This is a genomic window from Pseudomonas sp. CC6-YY-74 (assembly GCF_002025205.1).
Classification (GTDB): domain Bacteria; phylum Pseudomonadota; class Gammaproteobacteria; order Pseudomonadales; family Pseudomonadaceae; genus Aquipseudomonas; species Aquipseudomonas paeninsulae.
Genome location: NZ_CP019947.1, coordinates 4,800,696 through 4,819,149, shown reverse-complemented (window position 1 = coordinate 4,819,149; position 18,454 = coordinate 4,800,696). Strand labels below are relative to the sequence as shown.

The 18,454-nt window shown below is 63.6% G+C and carries 18 protein-coding genes and 2 pseudogenes; 13 read left to right on the top strand and 7 right to left on the bottom strand.

Features of this window, described 5'->3' with window-relative positions:
- The first annotated feature begins 35 nt into the window (after window positions 1-35).
- Together B2D37_RS21945 and B2D37_RS21940 are read left to right on the top strand one after the other, a co-directional pair.
- The gene (locus B2D37_RS21945) at window positions 36-248 is read left to right on the top strand and encodes a DUF3079 domain-containing protein (protein ID WP_079204682.1); all 213 of its coding nucleotides are present in this window, start codon (window positions 36-38) and stop codon (window positions 246-248) included.
- A 338-nt stretch (window positions 249-586) separates the two neighbouring features.
- Window positions 587-1,843, top strand: a complete 1,257-nt coding sequence (locus B2D37_RS21940) for a TIGR03862 family flavoprotein (protein WP_079204681.1) — start codon at window positions 587-589, stop codon at window positions 1,841-1,843.
- Window positions 1,844-2,213: 370 nt separating this feature from the next.
- Here B2D37_RS21940 and B2D37_RS21935 read toward each other — a convergent pair whose 3' ends face one another.
- On the bottom strand, window positions 2,214-3,551 hold the full coding sequence (locus B2D37_RS21935; RefSeq protein ID WP_079204680.1) for a DEAD/DEAH box helicase: 1,338 nt from the start codon (window positions 3,549-3,551) through the stop codon (window positions 2,214-2,216).
- Between the two features lie 259 nt (window positions 3,552-3,810).
- On the opposite strand from B2D37_RS21935, the gene B2D37_RS21930 reads away from it, so the two are divergent.
- Genes B2D37_RS21930 through B2D37_RS21920 form a run of 3 tightly spaced genes read left to right on the top strand, consistent with a single transcriptional unit; the run spans window position 3,811 to window position 5,784 of the window.
- Window positions 3,811-4,413, top strand: a complete 603-nt coding sequence (locus B2D37_RS21930) for a LemA family protein (RefSeq protein WP_154067137.1) — start codon at window positions 3,811-3,813, stop codon at window positions 4,411-4,413.
- 37 nt (window positions 4,414-4,450) lie between these two features.
- Window positions 4,451-5,140 (top strand): YgcG family protein, encoded by a 690-nt coding sequence (locus tag B2D37_RS21925; RefSeq protein ID WP_079204678.1) that lies wholly within the window; start codon window positions 4,451-4,453, stop codon window positions 5,138-5,140.
- A gap of 26 nt (window positions 5,141-5,166) precedes the next feature.
- Window positions 5,167-5,784, top strand: coding sequence for a TPM domain-containing protein (locus B2D37_RS21920; RefSeq protein WP_079204677.1), 618 nt, complete (start codon window positions 5,167-5,169; stop codon window positions 5,782-5,784).
- Window positions 5,785-5,878: 94 nt separating this feature from the next.
- On the opposite strand, the gene B2D37_RS21915 is transcribed toward B2D37_RS21920, so the two are convergent.
- The 3 genes from B2D37_RS21915 to B2D37_RS21905 form a co-directional block, all read right to left on the bottom strand.
- Window positions 5,879-7,207: a mechanosensitive ion channel family protein gene (locus B2D37_RS21915; RefSeq protein ID WP_079204676.1), complete on the bottom strand. Its 1,329-nt coding sequence runs from the start codon at window positions 7,205-7,207 to the stop codon at window positions 5,879-5,881.
- Window positions 7,208-7,308: 101 nt separating this feature from the next.
- Window positions 7,309-7,926 (bottom strand): PolC-type DNA polymerase III, encoded by a 618-nt coding sequence (locus B2D37_RS21910; protein WP_079204675.1) that lies wholly within the window; start codon window positions 7,924-7,926, stop codon window positions 7,309-7,311.
- Window positions 7,927-7,947: 21 nt separating this feature from the next.
- Window positions 7,948-8,427, bottom strand: coding sequence for an NYN domain-containing protein (locus B2D37_RS21905; RefSeq protein WP_079204674.1), 480 nt, complete (start codon window positions 8,425-8,427; stop codon window positions 7,948-7,950).
- A gap of 233 nt (window positions 8,428-8,660) precedes the next feature.
- Between B2D37_RS21905 and B2D37_RS21900 the strand changes: the two genes are divergently transcribed.
- Together B2D37_RS21900 and B2D37_RS21895 are read left to right on the top strand one after the other, a co-directional pair.
- The gene (locus tag B2D37_RS21900; RefSeq protein WP_079204673.1) at window positions 8,661-9,323 is read left to right on the top strand and encodes a YciC family protein; all 663 of its coding nucleotides are present in this window, start codon (window positions 8,661-8,663) and stop codon (window positions 9,321-9,323) included.
- Window positions 9,324-9,369: 46 nt separating this feature from the next.
- Window positions 9,370-9,804, top strand: a complete 435-nt coding sequence (locus B2D37_RS21895; RefSeq protein WP_079204672.1) for a VOC family protein — start codon at window positions 9,370-9,372, stop codon at window positions 9,802-9,804.
- Window positions 9,805-10,068: 264 nt separating this feature from the next.
- Here B2D37_RS21895 and B2D37_RS21890 read toward each other — a convergent pair whose 3' ends face one another.
- Both B2D37_RS21890 and B2D37_RS21885 read right to left on the bottom strand, forming a co-directional pair.
- The gene (locus B2D37_RS21890; RefSeq protein WP_079204671.1) at window positions 10,069-10,914 is read right to left on the bottom strand and encodes an SDR family oxidoreductase; all 846 of its coding nucleotides are present in this window, start codon (window positions 10,912-10,914) and stop codon (window positions 10,069-10,071) included.
- Window positions 10,915-10,946: 32 nt separating this feature from the next.
- Window positions 10,947-11,186 carry a CDGSH iron-sulfur domain-containing protein gene (locus B2D37_RS21885; RefSeq protein WP_079204670.1) on the bottom strand — a complete coding sequence of 80 codons (240 nt, stop codon included), beginning with the start codon at window positions 11,184-11,186 and terminating at the stop codon, window positions 10,947-10,949.
- 328 nt (window positions 11,187-11,514) lie between these two features.
- On the opposite strand from B2D37_RS21885, the pseudogene B2D37_RS24270 reads away from it, so the two are divergent.
- Window positions 11,515-12,260, top strand: a pseudogene (locus tag B2D37_RS24270) (bifunctional lytic transglycosylase/amino acid ABC transporter substrate-binding protein).
- Between the two features lie 17 nt (window positions 12,261-12,277).
- Here B2D37_RS24270 and hrpB read toward each other — a convergent pair.
- Window positions 12,278-14,837, bottom strand: a pseudogene (gene hrpB / locus B2D37_RS21875) (ATP-dependent helicase HrpB).
- A gap of 139 nt (window positions 14,838-14,976) precedes the next feature.
- Between hrpB and B2D37_RS21870 the strand changes: the two are divergent.
- The 5 genes from B2D37_RS21870 to B2D37_RS21850 all read left to right on the top strand — a co-directional run bounded on the left by B2D37_RS21870 (window position 14,977) and on the right by B2D37_RS21850 (window position 18,437).
- Window positions 14,977-15,396: a polyribonucleotide nucleotidyltransferase gene (locus B2D37_RS21870; RefSeq protein ID WP_079204669.1), complete on the top strand. Its 420-nt coding sequence runs from the start codon at window positions 14,977-14,979 to the stop codon at window positions 15,394-15,396.
- 100 nt (window positions 15,397-15,496) lie between these two features.
- Window positions 15,497-16,351, top strand: a complete 855-nt coding sequence (locus tag B2D37_RS21865) for a cation diffusion facilitator family transporter (protein WP_079205067.1) — start codon at window positions 15,497-15,499, stop codon at window positions 16,349-16,351.
- Between the two features lie 153 nt (window positions 16,352-16,504).
- On the top strand, window positions 16,505-17,260 hold the full coding sequence (locus B2D37_RS21860) for a VIT1/CCC1 transporter family protein (RefSeq protein WP_079204668.1): 756 nt from the start codon (window positions 16,505-16,507) through the stop codon (window positions 17,258-17,260).
- A 391-nt stretch (window positions 17,261-17,651) separates the two neighbouring features.
- Entirely contained in the window at window positions 17,652-18,131 is a 480-nt protein-coding gene (locus B2D37_RS21855; protein WP_079204667.1) for an Lrp/AsnC family transcriptional regulator, read from the top strand.
- Window positions 18,132-18,233: 102 nt separating this feature from the next.
- Complete coding sequence (locus B2D37_RS21850; protein WP_079204666.1) at window positions 18,234-18,437, top strand: DUF2788 domain-containing protein; 204 nt, start codon at window positions 18,234-18,236, stop codon at window positions 18,435-18,437.
- Window positions 18,438-18,454: the final 17 nt, after the last annotated feature.

Genomic DNA, 18,454 nt, shown 5'->3' with positions numbered 1-18,454 from the left:
TGCTGCAACGGCCTGTTAAAACCCAGGAGGCCAGCATGGCCAAGAAATTCCCCTTACATCCACCGCATCCCGAGCGTATCTGCTGGGGCTGCGACAGGTATTGCCCGGCGGGCTCGCTAGAGTGCGGCAATGGCTCCGAGCGCACCATGCACCCGGCCGAAATGCTCGGCGAGGACTGGTACCTGTTCGGCGACTGGGGGATCGAACCGCCAAACGAGACCAAGAAGCCGGAGGACGAAGCACTCTGAGTTGTCAGCGCAGCGACAACCCGCCAGCCTTTGTACCGCGCCGGTGAACCAATGGTGTACTGCCTGCGGCGAGTGCACCCTATAGGCCGCGAATGACGGTCCGTAGGGCGGCCTCGGAGCGCAGCGACAGCCCGCCAGCTTGGCGCCACGCCACCGCGCCAATGGTGCACTGCCTGCGGCGAGTACACCCTAGGCCGCGTGGATTGCTGAAGCGGCCCAATGATTGGCCATCGGCAGTGCATCTCGCCGCTCGACGATTTCCGGCGGCCTGTGGCAAGCCGCACACGCCGGCCCTCGGGTAGAATGCGCCCTCTTCCGCCACGATTAACCCCTCGCCCATGACTGACTCAGCCCAGCACACTGCCTCTTGCGTCGCCATCATCGGTGGCGGCCCCGCCGGCTTGATGGCCGCCGAGGTGCTGGCGCTGGCCGGGGTCAGGGTCGAGCTGTTCGATGCCATGCCCTCGGTTGGGCGCAAGTTCCTGCTGGCCGGGGTGGGCGGGATGAATATCACCCACTCCGAAGCCAAGGAACCATTCCTCTCGCGCTACGCCGAACGCCGCGAGGACATCGCCCGGCTGCTCGCCGAGTTCGATGCCGACGCCCTGCGCAGCTGGATTCATGGGCTGGGCATCGCTACCTTCGTCGGCACGTCCGGGCGGGTGTTTCCCAGCGACATGAAGGCCGCGCCGCTGCTGCGTGCCTGGCTCAAGCGCCTGCGCGAACTGGGGGTACAGATCCATACCCGCCACCGCTGGCTGGGCTGGCGCGATGACGGCGCCCTGCGCATTGCCTCGCCTGCCGGCGAAACCGCAGTGCAGGCCGACGCCACCCTGCTGGCCCTGGGTGGCGGCAGTTGGGCGCGGCTGGGTTCCGACGGCGCCTGGGTGCCACTGCTGCAGGCGCGCGCAGTGGCGATCACGCCGCTGCAAGCGAGCAACTGCGGTTTCGAGGTGACCGGCTGGAGTCCGTTGCTACGCGACAAGTTCGCCGGCGCGCCGCTGAAAAACGTCAGCCTGCGCCTGGACGACGAAACCCCGCGCCCGGGCGAGTTCGTCCTCACCGCTGGCGGCGTAGAAGGCAGCCTGGTCTATGCCTTGTCGGCGCGCATCCGTGAGCGCATCAACAGCCAGGGCAAGGCCACGGTCTATCTCGACCTGCTGCCGCAGCGTCCGCTGGCCACGCTGCAAACGGCGCTGGGCAAGCCGCGCGGCTCGCACTCGATGGCCAAGCACCTGCACCGCCAAGTCGGCATCGACGGGGTCAAGGCCGCGCTGTTGCGCGAACTGGCGCCGAGCGACTGCTTCGCCGACCCCGCCCGCCTGGCCGCCGTGCTCAAGGCGTTGCCGCTGACCCTGGTCAGGTCGCGGCCGCTGGACGAGGCGATCAGCACGGCCGGCGGCGTGCCCTTCGAGGCACTGGACCCGCGGCTGATGCTCAAGCAGCTGCCCGGAGTGTTCTGTGCCGGCGAGATGCTCGACTGGGAAGCGCCGACCGGCGGCTACCTGCTCACCGCCTGCTTCGCCAGCGGCCGGGCGGCGGGGTTGGGCATACTGGAGTGGTTACCCAACCGTAGGATGAGTCCGATCACCTAGGTTGAGCGCAGCGATACCCATGCACCCCTCAGCATCGCGCGCACGCGGTCCCCGACAGTGCCGAGCGCCCGCGAGTGCAATGCTGAGTTACGCGGCGGCGTCATCGCCGGCGTCTCCCCAAACCCCGGCGTCGAGCCTGGCTGCGCGCAGAATCGTAGGGCGGGTTAGGCGCGCCACCCGCTCCCGGTCGACCGCAGGCCAACGCGCGCCGTAACCCGCCGCAAGCGACCAGCCAAGGCGCAGAATGGCTGCGGACGCAACGGCGGGTTACGCGGCGCGAATAGCCTGGCTCGACGTCAATGCAACTTGCCGCTAATCCGCCCTACGAAGCTAGGACGCCGGGCGGAATGCTTCGCAAGCTCAACAGCAACTACGTTTTTCTGCCGCCCTTGGCCGGTTTGCCGCCGAAACTCGGCACCTTGCGCACGGCCTTGACTGCAGGCGCAGCGGGTTCGTCGCTTTCCAGCCAGCGGCCAAGACTGCCGGATTTGCCGCCGCCGACCACTTTTGGCTTTTTCGGCTTCTTCGATTTTTTCACCACCTGGCCGCCGGCCAGGGTCAGCGGCACCCGATGGTCGGGGATGAAATCAGGCTCGTCGATGCGTTGCAGTACCTGCTGGGTCAGGGTCTCGATGGCCGACAGCAGCTCCACCTCGTCGGCGCAGACCAGCGACACTGCCTGGCCCGTGGCGCCGGCACGACCGGTGCGGCCGATGCGGTGCACGTAGTCTTCGGCGACGGTCGGCAGGTCGAAGTTGACCACCAGTGGCATGTCGTCGATATCCAGGCCGCGGGCCGCCACGTCGGTGGCCACCAGCACCTTGATCTCGCCATCCTTGAAGCGTTGCAGGGCGCGCAGACGGGTGGCCTGCGGCTTGTCACCGTGGATCGCATCGGCACTGATGCCGTGGCGCTGCAACTCGGCTTCCAGCTCATCGACGCCCTTGCGGGTCTTGACGAACACCAGTGCCTGGCTCCAGCGCTTGCTCTGGTACAGGTGCAGGAACAGCTCGCTCTTGCGCTTCTTGTCCACCGGAATCAGCCACTGCTTGACCGACTTGGCCGCGGCATTGCGCGGACTGACCTCGATGCTCAGCGGGTCGTGCAGCATCTGGTTGGCCATGACGCGGATGGCTTCGGAGAAAGTTGCGGAAAACAGCAGGGTCTGGCGTTTTTTCGGCAGTGCGGCGAATACGTCCTGCAGCTCACGGGCGAAGCCCAGGTCGAGCATGCGGTCGGCTTCATCCAGCACCAGCACCTGCAGCTGGTTGAACTTGACCGCGTTCTGCCGGTACAGGTCGAGCAGCCGGCCGGGGGTGGCGACCAATACGTCGAGGCCCTTGCGCAGCTTCATCATCTGCGGGTTGATGCTGACCCCGCCGTACACCGCGTAGCTGCGCAGCGGCAGGTCTTGCCCGTAGGTCAGAAAGCTCTGCTGCACCTGCTCGGCCAGCTCGCGAGTCGGCACCAGCACCAAGGCGCGCACCGAGTTGCTGGCCACCTGCGGCCCTTCCATCATCAAGCGCTGCAACAACGGCAGGGCGAAGCCGGCGGTTTTGCCGGTGCCGGTCTGTGCCGCGGCCATCAGGTCGAGGCCCTTGAGGATCGGCGGAATGGCCTGGGCCTGCACTGGGGTGGGGGTGGCATAGCCGAGGCCGTCGAGGGTGCGCAGCAAGGGATCGATCAGGCCGAGGGAAACGAAGGTCATGAGGGCAACCAGAACAGGGAGACTAATAGGCGAATGCGCGCAGTTTACCCTGCCCCGGGCTGGCCATCGCGTTTCTGTTGCGCGACCGGCGCGAACGCGCGGCCCAGCCGCGAAACTTGCGCCTCCAAGGCTGTCAAATGGCTACCGATGCGCGCCGGACAACCACCGCGCAGGACCGTCACGATTGGCTTATCGCCAGGGGGACAGGTAGGGTGAAACTCTATTTATGACTGAAAACGGAAATCAACGGACCATGCAGATGACATCGAGATACGGATTCAGCGGGCGAGTGGCGGCCTTGTTGGTCATGGCTACGCTGCTCAGCGGCTGTGGCGTCAACAACATTCCCACCTACGACGAACAAGTCAAAGCCGCCTGGTCCCAGGTGGAGAACCAATACCAACGACGTGCCGACCTGATTCCCAATCTGGTGGAGACCGTCAAGGGCTTCGCCAAGCAGGAACAGGAGACTCTGGTTGCGGTGATCGAGGCGCGCTCCAAGGCCACCTCCATCCAGGTGGATGCCAGCACCTTGGACAATCCGGAAAAAATGCGCCAGTTCCAGCAGGCCCAGGAACAACTTACCGGCGCCTTGAGCCGACTGATGGCGGTCTCCGAGCGTTACCCGGACCTGAAGTCCAACCAGAACTTCCTGGCGTTGCAATCCCAGCTGGAAGGCACGGAAAACCGCATCGCGGTGGCCCGGCGCGACTTCATCACCTCGATTAGCCGTTACAACACCGAGATCCGCACCTTTCCCGGGCGCGTCTGGCATAGCCTGATGTACAGCGATATGCCGCTGCGCGAGAATTTCGAAGCGACCACTCCGGCGGCGGAAAATGCCCCAGAAGTGAAATTCTGATGGCAGTCACGCTACGCCTGCCGCTGTTCTTGCTGCTGTGCGCCTGTGCCTGGATGGCCCAGGCCAGGAACCCGAGTTCCCGCCACTCAGCGGACGGGTGGTCGATCAGGCCGAGCTGCTCGATGCGCAAACCGAAGCGCGCCTGACGCAATTGCTGGCGGCGCATGAAACAGCCAGCACCGAGCAAGTGGTGGTGGTTACCCTGCCGAACCTGCAAGGGCTGGCCATCGAGGAGTTTGGCTTTCAGCTGGGCCGCCACTGGGGCATCGGCCAGAAAGGCGAGGACAACGGCGCATTGCTGCTGATCGCCCGTGACGAACGCAAACTGCGCATCGAGGTCGGTTATGGCCTCGAGGGTCGCCTGACCGATGCGCAATCCTCGGTGATCATCAACCAGGTCATCACGCCCGCCTTCAAGAGCGGTGATTACGCCAAGGGCATCAGTGACGGTGTCGCGGCGATTCTCCAGGTGCTGGGCGGTCAACCACTGGCCGCCAGCGCCGAGCCGGAGAAAAAGCCCAAGGCGATCCCCTTCTTCGTCTTGCTGCTAATCGTTATCGGCCTGATCGGCGGTGGGCGCGGCGGACGTCGCGGGCTACTGCTCGGCGGACTATTGGCTGCGGGCATGGCCAGTGGCGGTTCGCGCGGCGGCGGCTTCGGTGGCGGCGGCGGTTTTGGTGGTGGCGGCGGTGGCTTCGGCGGCGGCGGTGCTTCCGGCGGCTGGTAATTCAATTCAACGAGTAAACAGACCCCATGGCTTTATTGAATGAAAGCGAACAACAGCAGGTCAACCGTGCGATCAGCGCGGTCGAACGCGAGACCGATGCCGAGTTGGTGACGGTGCTGGCGGCCCAGGCGGACGATTACACCTACATCCCGTTGCTCTGGGCCAGCCTGGTGGCGCTGCTGGTGCCTGGCGCGGTGAATTACTTTGTCGCCTGGCTAAGCGCCCAGGAATTGCTGCTGGTGCAGTGGTTGACCTTTGTCGGCTTGAGCCTGCTGCTGCGCATTCCCGCGTTGGCCAGCCGCCTGATTCCGCGCGCCGTGCGCCACTGGCGTGCCTCCAACCTGGCGCGCCGGCAGTTTCTCGAGCACAACCTGCACCACACGACGGGTGCGACCGGCATGCTGATCTTCGTTTCGGAGGCCGAGCACTATGTGGAGATTCTGGTCGACCGCGGCATTTCCAGCCGGCTGCCCGATGCCACCTGGCAGGCCATAGTCGCGGACTTCACCCAGCGGGTGAAACAGGGCCAGACCCTGGAAGGTTTTCTCGGCTGCATTCAGGCCTGCGGCGAGCAACTGAAACTGCATGTGCCGGCCACCCACGAGCGCAACGAACTGCCCAACCATCTGGTGATCCTGCCCTAAGTCATTCAGGCCATCGAGGTACTACCGCGGCGAAGGATAAAAGGGGCAGGCGCGTTGAATAAATCAACCCCTTCCCCTTTTTTAACAGCGGCGTTTAATCGCCCTGCTTGCGATCGACTGAAAAACCTTTGTTTACCACCCGGATCTCTCGCTGTGGGAAGGGTATTTCATAACCGTGTTCTTGTAGCGCTTCCAAAATCATCAACAGCAGGTCACCGCCCACCCGGTTCTTACCGTCGTCGATGCCTTCCATCCAGAACTCAACAAACATGTTGATGCCGGAATCGCCAAAGCTGTCTATTTCACAATCGGGACGTTCCTCAAACGGTACAGCGTCGCCACTAAACACCTGCGGGTGACTGGCGACTACCGCCTTGATAATCTCGACCAGCTTCCTGATGTCGGAATGATAGGCGACCGAAAAATCAACTCGATAACGTTGACTCTTGTCCTTGTGCGTCCAGTTGGTAAATATTTCGGCGATGAATTTTTCGTTAGGCACCACAATATCTTTGCCATCGAAGGTTTCCAGCGTGGTGGAGCGCATATTCAACTCGCGCACGATTCCGGTGCGACCGTCATCCAGTTCGACATAATCGCCAATCGACACAGAGCGGTCCAGCAGGATGATAATTCCGGATATAAAGTTGGACGCAATGGCCTGCAGCCCTAAACCAATACCGACACCAATCGCGCCGCCAAACACCGCGAGCGTGGTGAGGTTGATGCCCATGACCTGCAAGATCAACAGGGCTATCAGGAAGAATATCGCCACCTCGAAAAGTTTCGCAGCCACTTCGCGGGTGCGTATATCGAGGCTTTCCTGATGGGTGATGAACGATCGGCCGGTTTTACTGCTAATGCGCCCTAGCCAGAACAGCAGCGAACCAAAAATGGCAACGCGGGCGATACCGTAAACTGAAATTTCAATATTGCCTACGGTTACTGATATGGATTCGAGTATGGCTATTAAGCCAGTCAGAATACCCAGCAGGTGCAGAAACAACAGCGGCAGGCCCAGCCATTTGAATACCCCCGCCGCAATCTTGTTCTGGATAAAGTCACGGACAACCGAATAAAACAGCAGCAATATGGCAACCGTCAGCGCTGTCTGCACCAGCCAACCCTGATTTAATGCGCCCTCACTTACTTCAACGGATATTCGCAACATCAAGATCGCGAGCACCGGAAAAATCAAACTGCCCACCTTGCCAATAAATTTACGCAAGGGATGGGTGGCAGCTTCTTCCTGACTTACATCAAGGAAGGGGGCATATTTCCTGATGCGACCAGCAAGCATCCAGGCAACCAGGTAAATCGCTAGAACAATGCCAATCTGCGTATAGATTTCCGGCTGGGAAAATGCCGCGCGAGCGTTATAGACAACGTTTTTAACTAGTTGAATGAGCTCGTCTACTATCATTTTTTGGCAACCTTAAATTCTACCTAACAGGCAAACCAGGCCATTGAAGTGTTGCTATCGGGCTCCGGCTGAAGCGGCAAGCGTACTAATAAGCAGCCTAGTTACTCCCCACGCAAGCGTTGCAGGGTCAGCGCCATTTTGGCCGCGGGAACCTTCTGCAGGCTGCACAGCAACTCGTGGGAAACCCCGGCGATGCCGTGCCGCTCACGCAACAGCGCGGCCATGAAGCAGGTCAGGTTGGCCGCCATTTCCGCATCGGCCAGCGCACGGTGCGCCTGGCCGGTGTCCGGCAGTTGCGCCCAACGGTTCAGGGTGCCGAGCTTGTGGTTCGGTGCCTGCGGCAACAGGCGGCGCGCCAGCAACAACGAGCAGGCGAACGGCTGCACCCGCGTGCGGCGGATCAGCGCCAGTTCGGCATCCCAGAACTTCTGGTCGAAGGAGGCGTTATGCGCCAGCAAGGGAATATCGCCGACAAAATCCGCTACCTCGTTCATCACCTGCGCCGCCGGCGGGGCGTTGCGCAGCATGGCGTTGCTGATCCCGGTGAGCTGCTCGATGAAAGGCGGCACCCAGGCGCCACTGTTCATCAGGCTCTGGTAACGCGCAACTATCTGCCCGCCTTCGACGATGACCACGCCGATCTCGGTGGCGCGGGCCTGCTGCGCCGGCGACATGCCAGTGGTTTCAAAATCGAGGACGGCTATCGGAGCTTCGAGCATTTATCAGTTTCTCAACGACTATCAATTTCTTAACAACAACGCGCCTTCAATCGGCACATAACGGCTGGCCGCACGGACCAGTGATTGTGCCGTCAGCCCCGGCACGCCGTAGGCCACGGCCTCGACCCCGTAGCTGCTGCGGATCTTCTCCAGCAGCAGATCGAAATCGCCATCGCCGGACGCCAGCACCACCTCGTCGACTCGCGGCGCGGTGTCCATGATGTCGATGGTGATGCCCACGTCCCAGTCGCCCTTGGCCGAGCCGTCGCTGCGCTGGATATAGGGCTTGAGCTTCACGGTAAAGCCGAGATTGCGCAGGATCTGCTGGAACTGCTGCTGCTTGGCATCGCCACGGTCGATGGCATAGGCATAGGCCTCGACGATCTGCCCGTGCTGGCTGATGTCGGCCCACAGCGCGGCATAGTCGAAGTGGCAGCCATAGGCCTGGCGCACGGTGTAGTAGAGGTTCTGTACATCGGCGAATACGGCGATCTTCTTCACCGGTAATCCTCTTGAGGGCAACAAACGCCGCTCAGTATGCCAGATACGCCGGGCCGGCTTGTGCGCATGCGCAACAGCGGCCTGATCAGTTACGCCATTTATCCGGAGACCCAAGCCGGCGCATTTGCGTACCGACCACTCGCAACCCGCCGCGGCCTTGCCACGCACCATTTGGAGCGCCTGGCGCTATCGGCTAAAGTGGCGCCCCGCTCTCTCGACCGCGACCACTGCCCATGAATGCGTTTCACGTCTTGCGCGACGCCTGGTTTTTCTTCAGCCACAACCTGCTGGCGATCATCCGTCTGTGCTTGCCCCTGGTGGTACTCGAAGCCGTGGTGCAGCAATTCGTCAGCGCTCAGATCGGGATCGAAGCGGCGGCGGTTTACAGCATTCTGGTTGGCCTGTTGTTCTACCCGCTCTATACCGCGGCGCTGATCCTGTTCCTCGATGCGCGCAGCCGGGGCGAAACGCCAGCCAACCGCGACCTGCTCGCCGCCAGCCTGCGCCTGTGGCCGAGCTTTGCCCTGCTGGCAGGCCTGAGCACCCTGGCGATCATGCTCGGCGCCTCGCTGTTCGTGCTGCCGGGCCTGTGGATGATGATCAAGCTGGCATTCGCCGAGTACCTGCTGGTACTGCGTGGGCTGAGCCCGATAAAGGCGCTGCATGAGAGTTTCGAGCGGACCAGCGGCTACTTCTGGCAGATTCTGACCTGCGTACTGTGCGTCATGCTGCCGTTGTGGCTGCTCGCCTGGGCCAGCCAGCCGGCCGAGGGCACGCAACCGGACGTGCTGCTCAGTCTGCTGCTCGACAGCGCCAACGGCTTTCTCCAGCTGTTCGCCACCGTGGTGCTGTTTCGCCTGTTCATGCTGCGCGCTACGCTGCCGGCAGAGGACTAAATCCGGGCTAGGCTGTTAGGGGTCAATCATCAAGGAGGACCGCAAAATGGCCGACGCCAACCCCAGCATCCTGTCGCACATATCCCTCGGTACCAATCAGTTCGACAAGGCCGTGGCCTTCTACGATCAGCTGCTGCCGACCCTTGGCTGCAAACGCATACTCGCCCACCCAGGGGCCGTGGCCTATGGCCGCGAATACCCGGAGTTCTGGGTGCAGACGCCGATCGATGGTCAGCCGGCGAGTGTCGGCAATGGCACTCACTTCAGCTTTGTTGCGCCGGACCAGGCCGCCGTGCATGCCTTCTACGCAGCAGCCTTGGCAGCTGGCGCGAGCGGCGAAGGTGAACCCGGCCCGCGCGCCGAATACGGCGAACCCTATTACGGCTGCTTTGTCCGCGACCTCGACGGCCACAAGATCGAAGCGACGTACTGGGATCTGGAACAGGACTATGAATTGTATATCGAGCCGGTCGAAGACTGAGCCCCTCGCTTACTGCGGCCGTCTCCAGGCGCCCCTCGCTCAGACCAATCACCTCGAGCAACCCGCGATCCGTGGGGTGTCACTCGCCGCAGGCAGTGCGCCATGGTTGCGCGGCGCGGCACAAAAGCTGGCGGGTTGTCGCTGCGCTCCGATCGGATCGCCGCCCGGACCGCCCTACCGTTCGCCCAACAACCTCGTGCACCAGGGTTCATCGCTACGACACACATTCGGCCACGTCACGTTGGCTATTGTCACGAGCGCGGCTCAACCGCGGCCCGGGCGTTGCGGCTTCATACCGGAGAGGCGCGGCAACAGCACTCGCTCGAACAGCCGTGGGAAGAAGCGCGCCAGCACCCGCGCCCGCCAGTCGACGTTGGACAGGATTAACAAGCGCTTGCGCTTGAGCGCCGCCAGGTAGATGGCTTCGGCGACATCCTGCGGCGAGGCGACCTTGCCCATCGCCAGCGGCGGCTGCGGGGCCACCGAACCATCACCGACCAGGGCGTTTTTGCGCAGGTCGGTGGCGGTAAAGCCGGGGCACACCAGCATCACGCTGACCCCGCTGTCCTTCAGCTCGTAGCGCAGGGTTTCGAACAGGCCATGCAGGGCATGTTTGCTGGCGTTGTAGGCGCTGCGGTACAGCAACGGGGAGAAACCGGACAACGAACTGAGCACGATGATCTGCCCAGCGCGGGCCTGCAGGCTGGGTAGCGCCGCCTTGGTGCAATGCAGGGCACCGAAGTAGTTGACCGCCATAATCCGCTGGAACACCTCCAGCTCGGTCTCGGCGAAGCTGCTGCGGTGGGTGATCCCGGCATTGTTGACCAGCACGTCGATGCCGCCAAAGCGTTCGACGGCCAGGGCGACGGCACGCTGCACCGCCTCGGCATCGGCGACGTCGCAGACCAGCCCCAGCGCCTCGGCGTTGTGATGATCGGCCAGGTGCTGCACCAGGCTATCGAGCGCCTGCTGCTGCAGATCCAGAATCACCAGGCGCGCGCCGGCCTGGGCCAACCGCACGGCCAGGGCGCGGCCAATCCCGGCGCAACCGCCGCTGATCAACACCACCTTGCGATCGAATACTTTACTGGCGAAGACCTTGCGATACATGGATTGCCCCCCGGCTCTGCTGATTGCTGGTACTACAGCTTGTTATGGCTGCCGTCGCAACAGGGCGGCGCCTGGGTATGCTTGCATCCGCAAAAGTACAGGGTGTCGCGCTGCTCGGCATGGTATTTCAGCGGCGTGATGTCAGTGCCTTTATGGCTGCCGTCGCAAAACGGCTGGCTCGCGCTACGCCCGCACCGACACCAGAAATAGTCTTTCCCGGCCTGCACCTCGACCGCAAAGGGGCCTCGTTGGGCAATCAGCGGCTCAGTCATGCTAGCTCCTCACTTCATCATACGAATCCACACCAGCAAAGTCGGCGGCACCAAACCTCATCCAACCGTTGCGCGCCAGCCTCCTGGTTTTTTCAGCATAGTCCACGCACGCCTTGCGCCCTGCGTACCCCGGATTCGGAAGAACTCAGGCCGGCAGGCTGCCAGCCTTGCTAGTGGCGATGATTTAACGAGGTTCGCGTGCCCGCTGTCAGCGACGCTCAACCGGGCCGACAAGAGATTTCGCTGGACAGCGTTCATTGCTCCTCGTCATTCTCAGCTATGTGATGGTTTTATAACTACAAGACGGCCAAGCGCCGCAACCAAGCCAATGCTTAGAATCTTCTGCCTAGTTCTTACCGCCGCCCTCTGGGCCAACGCGAGCCCGGCTCACAGCGCCAGCGACGGGGCACGCCCGCAGATTCAGGTCGGTTTTTATGAATTTCCGCCCTACTCCTACACTGACGACCAGGGCCGCCCACAAGGAGCGCTCCTGCGCTTGACCACGCGGTTGCTGCAGCACGCCGGCTATCAGGCCGTATTCCGTTCTTACCCGGGCGAGAGGCTGTACAACGGCCTGCGCGATGGCAGCATCCAGCTCTGGCCCGGCGCCCCGGGCAAAGCCGGGCTGGCCGAGCACACTCTGGAAACCCGCGCGCAATTGGGGCAATCGTCCTCAACCTGTATTTTCGTCGCGACACCCTGCTGCCGCGAATTCCCGAAGACCTGCAAGGACGCGGGGTGATCATGATCAGCGGCTACAGCTATTGGCCACAGACCAATGCGCTGCTCAACGACCCAGCCCTGGCGATCATGCAACACCGTACCGCGACCCACAGCGCCGCCCTGGAAATGCTGCAGCGGCGCCGCGGCGACTTTCTGCTGGATTACCAGACTCCGGTGGAACAAGCGCGACTCCGTCTGGGCATGACCGAACTGCCCTATGTGCAGCTGCAACGCGTGCCCTTGAAGCTGATCGTCTCGCGCCACGCCCCCGCCGCCGAGGCCCTGCGCGATGCTCTGGACCGCGCCTACCAGGAACTCGACGCGGCAGGCGAGGATCTGCGCCTGCCCTAGGAACTGGTCTTTACCCGTTATTTGCGCGGTTTGGCCCGCGCGGTGGGTTCGGCGATCAGCGGATCGTCCGGCCAGTAATGTTTGGGGTAGCGACCCTTGAGGTCCTTCTTTACCTCGCTGTAGGTGCTGCGCCAGAAGTTGCCCAGGTCCTGGGTCACCTGCACCGGGCGACGCGCCGGCGACAGTAGATGCAGCTTGACCACTTGCCGGCCGCCAGCGATACGCGGCGTCTCGGCCAGGCCGAACAGTTCCTGCAGACGCACCGCCAGCACCGGCGGCTGCTCGCTGTAATCCAGGCCGATGCGCGAACCGGACGGCACCTGCAGACTGCGCGGCGCCAGTTCATCGAGGCGCTGCGGCAGCGGCCAGGGCAACAGCCCCTGAAGTATCCCGGCCAACTCGAGATTGGCGAAATGGCTGAGGCGCTTGACCTTGTCCAGATAGGGTTGCAGCCAGTCTTCCAGGCTGGCGAACAGCGCCGCATCGCTGACATCCGGCCACTCGCTGACGCCCTTGGCTGTCAGCTCCAGCGTACGCAGCAAGGCCACCCGCGCCTGCCACTGGCGCAGTTCCGGGGTCCAGGGCAGCAGCGCCAGGCCCTTGCGCCGCACCAGACCGAGCAAGGCGCGGCTGCGTGCCGCCTCGTCCAGGCCAGTCAAGGGTTCGCGACTAAGCACCAATTCGCCCAGCTTGCGCTGGCGTTCGGCGCGCAGCACGCCTTCGCGTTCGTCCCAGTCCAGCTCCTCGTGCACGCTGACCTGCTCGGCCAGCACCGTCTCGAACAGCTGCGGATCGAGGTCGGCGGCCAGGTAGATGCGTTCCTCGCGCTGGCCCTGACGGCTGCCGAGATCGGCCAGCACCAGCCATTCGTGCTTCATCAGCGCATCGGTCTCGGCGAACAACGCCGCCCGGCCGTTGGCCAGACGGTATTCGCCGCCTCCCGCCCGGCGCTGCTGGGCCACCCGGTCCGGGTAGGCGAATGCCAACAGGGCGCCGAGCCAGCGCGGATGTTCGGGATCGGCCACCGCCGCGGCGACGGCGGTGCGCTTGAGGTAACCGTGAAACTGCCGGGCCAACTGCCGCGCCCGTTGCACCCCGCCTTGGGCGCCACGCGCAGCCTTACTCGCGCCGCAGAGCAGGGCCAGACGGCTGTGCAAATCGGCTCCCGCCCGCACTGTCCGCCGCGCATGATATCGCGCTCGCCGAGCAAGGCGGCGAGGTCGCAGGCCAGCGCGCCCAAGCCCAGCGCCTGGCCGCGCAGCAGCAGATGGGCGATGCGCGGGTGCGCCGGCAATTCGGCCATGGCCTGGCCATGGCTCGTCAGGACCCCGCGCTCATCCAGCGCGCCCAACCGGGTCAGCAGATCCACGGCCTGGGCATAGGCCGCCGCCGGTGGCGGATCGAGCCAAGCCAGCTCCGCCGGCGTCACGCCCCAGCGCGCCAACTGCAGGGCCAGGCCGGCCAGATCGGCCTGGAGGATTTCCGCCGCGCCGTAGGCGGCGAGTTGCTCGTGCTGATGTTGCGACCACAGACGATAACAACTCCCGGCTGCAGGCGCCCGGCACGACCGGCACGCTGGGTGGCGCTCGCGCGGGAAATCCGCTGGGTGTCCAGGCGCGTCATGCCGCTGCCCGGATCGAAGCGCGGCACCCGCGCCAGACCGGCGTCCACCACCACGCGCACGCCGTCGATGGTCAGGCTGGTCTCGGCGATATTGGTCGCCAGCACCACCTTGCGCATACCGGCAGGTGCCGGCTCGATGGCCGCGCGCTGGGCGCTGAGGTCGAGCTCGCCATGCAGCGGACACAGGAGGATCTCGCTGCGCCCGGCCAGCGCCTCGGCCAACTGCTCATTGACCCGGCGGATCTCCGCCTGCCCGGGGAGAAATACCAGCAGGCTGCCCGGCTCGTCGGCCAGCGCCTGCAACACCGTCTGCACCACCTTGGGTTCCAACCACTCGCCGGGTTGATAAGGCGCGCCCCAGCGCAGTTCCACCGCAAACATCCGCCCCTCGCTGCGCAGCACCGGCGCATCGTCGAGCAGCGCGGCCAGCTTCTCGCCTTCCAGGGTCGCCGACATCAGCAGCACCTTGAGCGCCGGCTCGCCGGAATCCTCGCCGCGCCCCGCGCCTTGACGAAATAGCGCGCGACCGTTGAGGCACAGGGCCAAAGCCAGATCGGCATCCAGGCTGCGCTCGTGAAATTCATCGAAAATCACCAGACCGACGCCTTCCAGCGCCGGGTCGTCCTGCAAACGGCGGGCGAGGATGCCCTCGGTGACCACCTCGATGCGGGTGCGCGGTCCGACCTTGCTGTCCAGGCGGATGCGGTAGCCGACGGTTTCGCCAACCGCCTCGCCCAGCTCGCTGGCCAGGCGTTCAGCGGCGGCACGCGCGGCCAGGCGGCGCGGCTCGAGCATGATGATGCGTTGCCCGGCCAGCCAGGGTTCGTCGAGCAGGGCCAGCGGCACGCGGGTGGTCTTGCCGGCGCCGGGCGGGGCCTCCAGCACGGCCTCATGACGGCTCGCCAGGGCTTGGCGCAGCGCGGGTAACAGGACGTCGATAGGCAAGGAATTCATGAACGCTCCAATCTGGCCGGCGATTATAGCGGCGAACCGCCACCCTGCTCTGCAGGTCTTACCTTAGTCATATCAATGCGCAGCAGTTTTGCCCCAGCCGGCTTGCTATAGTTGCGCCACTTATATCTGGAGGTATGCCATGCGCACCCAATACCGTGTTATCGGCGGCGCTCTCGCCGTCGCCCTGCTCACCCAATTGAGCGCATGCGGCACGTTGTTCTTCCCCGATCGGCGCGGCCAGATCGAAGGCCGGATCGACCCGGTGGTGGCGGCACTGAATGCCGTCGGCATCCTGTTTTATGTGATCCCCGGCCTGATCGCCTTCGGCATCGACTTTGCCACTGGCGCCATCTACCTGCCGAACGGGCAACATGCCCAGGTCGATCCGCAAGAGCTGAACAAGGCGATGGATGCCGATGGCAAGATCGATAACGCCCGCCTCAAAGCCCTGATCGAGCAGCACACCGGTCACAGCCTGCCGCTCGACGACCCACGCCTGATCCACAGCAGCGCCAGCGCCGAGCAACTGGCGGTCTACGGTCTGCGACCGGCCGCTTAAGCGCCCGCGAGCCCCGCCACAACCCTGGCCTAGTTCTCTAGGCCAGGCCTGACACCGAGAGCAAGATTTTGTGACTATACCGCCGCAGCATGCCCGCCTGATGCGCCAGGCCACCTTCGCGGCGCTGGCCGTGGCCTTGACCCTGGCATTGGCCAAAGCCATCGCCTGGTGGTTGAGTGGCTCGGTCAGCCTGTTGGCCGGCCTCACCGACTCGCTGCTGGATGGCGCCGCCTCCCTGCTTAATTTGATCGCCGTGCATTATGCCTTGCGCCCGGCGGACGAAGACCATCGCTACGGACACGGCAAGGCCGAGGCCCTGGCCGGACTTGGCCAGGCGCTGTTCATCGGCATCAGTGCGGTACTGGTCGGCATGCATGGCGTAGAACGCCTGCTCAACCCGCAACCACTCGGCGCAGCGACCCTGGGCGTGGCGGTGATGCTGCTGTCGCTGGCATTAACCGCCGTCCTGCTGCTGTTCCAGCGCCATGTGGTGCGCGAAACCGGCTCCACCGCGATCCGTGCGGACTCGCTGCACTACCGTTCCGACCTGTTGCTCAACGCCAGCATCCTGCTCGCCCTGCTGCTGGCCAGCTTCGGCTGGCCGCAACTGGATGCGTTGTTCGGTATCGGCATTGCCTTCTTCATCCTCTGGAGCGCCTTGAGCATCGCCCGCGAGGCCTCGGCCGTGCTGATGGACAAGGAGCTGGCGCCGGAGCTCAGCGAGCGCATGCACCTGCTGGCCTGCGGCATACCCGGCGTGCTCGGCGTGCATGACCTGCGCACGCGCATGTCTGGCACCCGCTGGTTCGTCCAGCTGCATGTGGAGTTGCCCAGCGAACTGAGCCTGTTGCAGGCCCATGAACTGTGCGAGCGGGTGGAGCACGCGATTCACGCCGAATTCTCCCGCGCCGAAGTGCTGGTGCATGCCGATCCACTCGACCCCAGCGCCGCCTGATGATCATCGCGGTCGCGGCAAAAACCCGCCTGCGGCCAAGGCCTGGATAGTCACCCAAGCGCCGATCGGCGGGCAGGCGGCCGGCCAAACCCATCGCACAACGCATTTCCCGCATATGCTGAGAGGGCGTATCCGCTCTGTGGACATGGCCCCATGAAGAAGCCCAGCCTCGAGACGCTTTACCGCGAGCACCAGCCCGCCGCCATCGAAAAGCGCCTGAATAGCAAGAACAAGCCGCAAACCATCTCCGATGCCGTGCTCGGCGGAATAGACGGCTGCGTCACCACCTTTGCCATCGTCGCCGGCGCTGTCGGTGCCGGATTTTCGGCCTCGGTCGCCTTGATCATGGGCTTCGCCAACCTATTTGCCGATGGTTTCAGCATGGCCGTCAGCAACTACGAGGCGATCAAGGCTCAGCGCGAGTTCCGCGAACAGGCCCGGCGCATGGAAGAGGAACACATTGACAGGGTGCCCGCCGGTGAACGCGAAGAAATCCGCCAGGTGTTCTGCCGCAAGGGCTTCAGCGGCGACATTCTCGAGGCGATCGTCAGCACCATCAGCCAGGATCGCCAACTCTGGGTTGAAACCATGCTCATCGAAGAGCACGGCCTGCAGACCGTCGAGCTGGACCCTGCGCGCTCAGCCGCGGTGACCTTTACGACCTTTCTGGTCGCCGGCGCCATCCCGTTGCTACCGTTCTTTTTCACCAGCCTGGACACCCAGCGCCAATTCTTCCTGAGCACGGCCCTGGCCGCGGCGGTGTTCTTTTCCATTGGCATGTTGAAGAGCCTGGTATTTGCCAAGCCGCTGCTGCGCGCCGGCCTGGGCACCCTGCTCACCGGCGGCGCGGCGGCCGCTCTGGCGTACCTGACCGGCTATCTGCTGCGCTACGTCTTCGGCATCGAATGATGCAATGAACAGAGAGAGCGGCCAAACATCGTTCCGACGAGGACGCTGATGTCTTGGGATCGCGCCAAGAAAAAAGGGAGACCTTACGGTCTCCCTTTTTTCTTGCCTGGGGCAAGTGTCCGCTATTGGCAATTCTGTTGCCGCTTTCGTCGCCCGCCTGATTGGGCAGTGCGGACCCGGGTGCCGTGACGGCCTGGTAAGGCCGGCGGCGCCGGTTCGCCTGATTGAGCGAGCCGGGTGGACGTGTCGTCCGGGCCGTGAAACTAAGGCAAAGATTACAGATACCGGCGCAGTTAAAGATTGCGAATAATGCTGATTAACACGCCACTTGCGCAATTTTTAACTAACAGCGCATGATTGATCGCAACCAATAGATTAAAGAACGCCAGACATGACCAGACTCGATCGCTACGACCTGAATATCCTCACCGAATTGCAGCGCGACGCCACCCTGTCCAATCAGGACCTGGCCGAGCGCATCGGCCTGTCACCTTCGCCCTGCTCACGGCGGGTCAAGCAACTGGAGGACGACGGCTACATCCTCGGCCAGGTCGCCCTGCTCGATCGCAAGAAGCTCGGCCTGACCCTCACCGCCTATGTCCTGATCGGCATGGACAAACACACCCCCGAGCGTTTCGAGCACTTCCAGGACATGATCCGCCAATGCCCGGAAGTGCTGGAGTGCAGCCTGGTCACCGGCATGGATGCCGACTACCAGCTCAAGGTGGTGGTGCCGGACATGGATCATTACCAACAATTCCTCCTCGGCACCCTGACCCGCATCGAGGGCGTCTCCAGCGTGCGCTCGAGCTTCGTCCTGCAACAGATCCTCTCCAGCACCCAGTTGCCACTGCAGCACCTGCGCAGCTGACCGGCGCTTACCGACGGTCGCCGACAAGCCCAAGGGCTGGCGTATAATCGCCGGCGTTTTGCCCTGCCCCTGGCAGCCCGATGTCAGCCAATTGAGGTCACGATGGATCCGCAAGTGCTCGAAGAATTGATGATGACCGTACTGGTCGGCGGCCTGGTGCTGTTCATGGCGTTCATCGTTTGGGACCTGGCGAAGAAGTCCAAGGCCGGACGTTTCGGCAGCATGATCCTGTTCCTCGCCCTAGGCCTGGGCGTGCTCGGCTTCCTGATCAAGACCGTGGTGATTGCCAGCCTGGAAGGCGTCTGAGCCATAGCAATCCGCAT

Bases quoted from the DNA above. Each gene is read 5' to 3' on its own strand.
- B2D37_RS21915 (WP_079204676.1), bottom strand. From the start codon at position 7,207: ATGATAGTAGACGAGCTCATTCAACTAGTTAAAAACGTTGTCTATAAC.
- B2D37_RS21865 (WP_079205067.1), top strand. From the start codon at position 15,497: ATGCGCCAGGCCACCTTCGCGGCGCTGGCCGTGGCCTTGACCCTGGCA.
- B2D37_RS21940 (WP_079204681.1), top strand. From the start codon at position 587: ATGACTGACTCAGCCCAGCACACTGCCTCTTGCGTCGCCATCATCGGT.
- B2D37_RS21920 (WP_079204677.1), top strand. From the start codon at position 5,167: ATGGCTTTATTGAATGAAAGCGAACAACAGCAGGTCAACCGTGCGATC.
- B2D37_RS21930 (WP_154067137.1), top strand. From the start codon at position 3,811: ATGACATCGAGATACGGATTCAGCGGGCGAGTGGCGGCCTTGTTGGTC.
- B2D37_RS21895 (WP_079204672.1), top strand. From the start codon at position 9,370: ATGGCCGACGCCAACCCCAGCATCCTGTCGCACATATCCCTCGGTACC.
- B2D37_RS21890 (WP_079204671.1), bottom strand. From the start codon at position 10,914: ATGTATCGCAAGGTCTTCGCCAGTAAAGTATTCGATCGCAAGGTGGTG.
- B2D37_RS21870 (WP_079204669.1), top strand. From the start codon at position 14,977: ATGCGCACCCAATACCGTGTTATCGGCGGCGCTCTCGCCGTCGCCCTG.
- B2D37_RS21935 (WP_079204680.1), bottom strand. From the start codon at position 3,551: ATGACCTTCGTTTCCCTCGGCCTGATCGATCCCTTGCTGCGCACCCTC.
- B2D37_RS21945 (WP_079204682.1), top strand. From the start codon at position 36: ATGGCCAAGAAATTCCCCTTACATCCACCGCATCCCGAGCGTATCTGC.
- B2D37_RS21910 (WP_079204675.1), bottom strand. From the start codon at position 7,926: ATGCTCGAAGCTCCGATAGCCGTCCTCGATTTTGAAACCACTGGCATG.
- B2D37_RS21885 (WP_079204670.1), bottom strand. From the start codon at position 11,186: ATGACTGAGCCGCTGATTGCCCAACGAGGCCCCTTTGCGGTCGAGGTG.
- B2D37_RS21860 (WP_079204668.1), top strand. From the start codon at position 16,505: ATGAAGAAGCCCAGCCTCGAGACGCTTTACCGCGAGCACCAGCCCGCC.
- B2D37_RS21855 (WP_079204667.1), top strand. From the start codon at position 17,652: ATGACCAGACTCGATCGCTACGACCTGAATATCCTCACCGAATTGCAG.
- B2D37_RS21850 (WP_079204666.1), top strand. From the start codon at position 18,234: ATGGATCCGCAAGTGCTCGAAGAATTGATGATGACCGTACTGGTCGGC.
- B2D37_RS21900 (WP_079204673.1), top strand. From the start codon at position 8,661: ATGAATGCGTTTCACGTCTTGCGCGACGCCTGGTTTTTCTTCAGCCAC.